The organism is Limnohabitans sp., assembly GCF_044361985.1.
GTDB lineage: Bacteria > Pseudomonadota > Gammaproteobacteria > Burkholderiales > Burkholderiaceae_C > Limnohabitans_A.
In genome coordinates, this window is the sequence record NZ_JBIKHV010000179.1 from 1 (window position 1) to 2,950 (window position 2,950).

The following is a 2,950-nucleotide window of genomic DNA, read 5'->3' on the forward strand; positions in this document are numbered from 1 at the left end:
CCTGCCTGCGTGGGCGTGGCGCCCCGGCCATTGCGCACCAGCAGGTTTTGTCGCAGTTCCACCTCCAGCAGGCGCACTTGGCGGCTCAGTGCGGGTTGGGCAATGTTCAGGGCTTGGGCGGCGCGGGTGAAGCTGCCCAGTTCGGCCACGCGCACAAAGTATTCCAGCTGTTTGAGGTCCATGGGGGGTCTTTCTAGGCTTGTTATTTTGTCATATCAATCGCTTGGTTATGCTGATTTGTTCTAGCTGGTAGAGGCCGCGGTGGCTTTGTGCGGGCAGGGCATGGCGGCACAATCATGGTCAGACTTTTCTCCACCCAGGAATCTCGCATGAGCCAAAAACAGCCCTTGATCATCGATGTACACGGTCACTACACCACCGCCCCCAAGGCGCTGGAAGACTGGCGCAATCGCCAGATTGCGGGCATCAAAGACCCTGCTGCCATGCCCAAAGTGTCCGAGCTGAAAATCAGCGACGACGAATTGCGCGAGACCATCGAGACCAACCAGTTGGCCAAGATGAAAGAGCGCGGCTCGGACCTGACCATCTTCAGCCCCCGCGCCAGCTTCATGGCCCACCACATTGGGGACTTCAATGTCTCGTCCACCTGGGCCGCCATTTGCAACGAGCTGTGCTTTCGCGTGGCGCAGTTGTTTCCCGACCATTTCGTGCCTGCGGCCATGTTGCCCCAGTCGCCCGGTGTCGATCCGGCGACCTGCATCCCCGAACTGGTCAAGTGTGTCGAGCAATACGGCAACGTCGGCATCAACCTGAACCCCGATCCATCGGGCGGCCACTGGACATCGCCCCCGTTGAGCGACAAGGCCTGGTACCCGATTTATGAAAAGATGGTCGAGTACGACATCCCCGCCATGATTCACGTGTCGACCAGTTGCAACAGCTGCTTTCACACCACCGGTGCGCACTACCTGAACGCCGACACCACCGCCTTCATGCAGTGCCTGACCAGCGACTTGTTCAAAGACTTCCCCACCTTGAAGTTCCTGATCCCGCATGGCGGCGGCGCTGTGCCTTACCACTGGGGCCGTTTCAGGGGGCTGGCGCAAGAGCTGAAAAAGCCCTTGCTGTCGGAGCACCTGCTGAACAATATTTTCTTTGACACCTGCGTGTACCACCAGCCCGGCATCGACCTGCTGACCAAGGTGATCCCGGTCAAGAACATCCTGTTCGCGTCTGAGATGATCGGCGCGGTGCGTGGCATCGACCCTGAAACCGGCCATTACTTTGACGACACCAAACGCTATGTGCAAGCCACGGCCAACCTCAGCCATGAAGACCGTTACATGGTCTACGAAGGCAACGCCCGCCGCGTCTTCAAGCGCTTGGACGACCAACTCAAGGCCAAAGGAATCTAAGGATTTTGTGTGACAGATCTTTAGCTCTGTCACCAACTAACTAAGGAGAAAAACATGTACGAACTTGGCGTTGTCTACCGCAACATCACCCGCGCTGACCGATCAGTCACCGACGATCTGGCCGCTTTGGGCTCGGCCACCGTGCACGAAGCCATGGGCCGTGTGGGCCTCATGAAACCCTTCATGCGTCCCATCTATGCTGGCGCGCAAGTCTCCGGTACGGCCGTCACGGTGCTGCTGCACCCCGGTGACAACTGGATGATGCATGTGGTCGCCGAGCAGATCCAGCCTGGCGACATCGTGGTGGCTGCCATCACCGCCGAATGCACCGATGGCTATTTTGGCGATCTGCTGGCCACCTCGTTTCAGGCCCGTGGTGCCCGCGCCCTGATCATTGATGCGGGTGTGCGCGATGTGAAAGAGTTGACCCGTATGGGTTTTCCCGTCTGGAGCAAAGCCATCAGCAGCAAGGGCACGATCAAGGCAACCGTAGGCTCGGTGAACATCCCTGTGGTGTGCGCCGGCATGATCGTGCACCCCGGTGACGTGATCGTGGCCGATGACGATGGCGTGGTCTGTGTGCCCAAGGCGATGGCGGCCAAGATCTTGGCAGCTGCGCAGGCCCGCGAAGCCAACGAAGGCGAAAAACGCGCCAAACTTGCTTCTGGGGTGCTGGGCCTGGACATGTACAAAATGCGCGAACCGCTGGAAGCCGCTGGCTTGAAATACATCGATTGATCAACCGTAAAAACAACAAAGGACAAGAGGCGGTGCGGCCCTATTGGGGCGATTTGCTGGCCGAAGGACTGATGAGCCCCGAGAGGGCCGCACAGCCTCTTGTCCGTTCATGAAGGCGCAAAGATGAGCAAACCCACAACCGGTGACTTCACCAAAACCGCTGGCTGGATGGACTGGTACACCGGCCCCAGCCAACCGACATTCACATTGCCTGCGGGTGCTGTCGATGCGCACTGCCACGTGTTTGGACCAGGGTCAGAATTTCCCTACGCCCCCGAGCGCAAATACACCCCCTGCGACGCCAGCAAGCAGCAGCTGTATGCGCTGCGTGATCACCTGGGGTTTGCGCGCAACGTGGTGGTGCAAGCCACCTGCCACGGCGCTGACAACCGGGCCATGGTCGATGCGCTGCTGCACTCGGGCGGCAAGGCGCGTGGCGTGGCCACGGTCAAGCGCAGCGTGACCGACACAGAGATTCAGGCCATGCACGACGCGGGGGTGCGCGGTGTGCGATTCAACTTCGTCAAGCGTCTGGTTGACTTCACCCCCAAGGACGAACTGCTGGAGATCGCCAGCCGCATCGCGAAGTGGGGCTGGCATGTGGTCATTTACTTTGAAGCGGTCGACTTGCCCGAGTTGTGGGACTTCTTCACCACATTGCCCAGCACGGTGGTGGTCGACCACATGGGCCGCCCCGATGTGTCCTTGCCGGTGGACGGCCCCCAATTTGCGCTGTTCGAGCGGTTCATGCGCGAGCACCAAAACGTGTGGAGCAAAGTGTCGTGCCCCGAACGTCTGTCGGTCACCGGCCCCAAGGCTTTGAAGGGTGAGCAGCA

General features: G+C 59.8%; 4 protein-coding genes. 3 read left to right on the forward strand and 1 reads right to left on the reverse strand.

Translation table 11 applies throughout. The features are described from left to right. The coding region (locus ACIQ3A_RS14760) for a LysR family transcriptional regulator (protein WP_396432481.1) at positions 1–182 on the reverse strand (182 nt) is incomplete at its 3' end. A 165-nt stretch (positions 183–347) separates the two neighbouring features. Here ACIQ3A_RS14760 and ACIQ3A_RS14765 point away from each other — a divergent pair. The 3 genes from ACIQ3A_RS14765 to ACIQ3A_RS14775 form a co-directional block, all read left to right on the forward strand. After that, positions 348–1,376 carry an amidohydrolase family protein gene (locus ACIQ3A_RS14765; protein ID WP_108405778.1) on the forward strand — a complete coding sequence of 343 codons (1,029 nt, stop codon included), beginning with the start codon at positions 348–350 and terminating at the stop codon, positions 1,374–1,376. 54 nt (positions 1,377–1,430) lie between these two features. Then, a complete protein-coding gene (ligK, locus tag ACIQ3A_RS14770; RefSeq protein ID WP_396432482.1) occupies positions 1,431–2,114 on the forward strand; it encodes a 4-carboxy-4-hydroxy-2-oxoadipate aldolase/oxaloacetate decarboxylase in 684 nt (227 codons plus the stop codon). Positions 2,115–2,237: 123 nt separating this feature from the next. Beyond that, the coding region (locus ACIQ3A_RS14775; RefSeq protein ID WP_396432483.1) for an amidohydrolase family protein at positions 2,238–2,950 on the forward strand (713 nt) is incomplete at its 3' end.

Coding starts and splice junctions, on each gene's coding strand:
- ligK (WP_396432482.1), top strand. CDS start 1,431: ATGTACGAACTTGGCGTTGTCTACCGCAACATCACCCGCGCTGACCGA.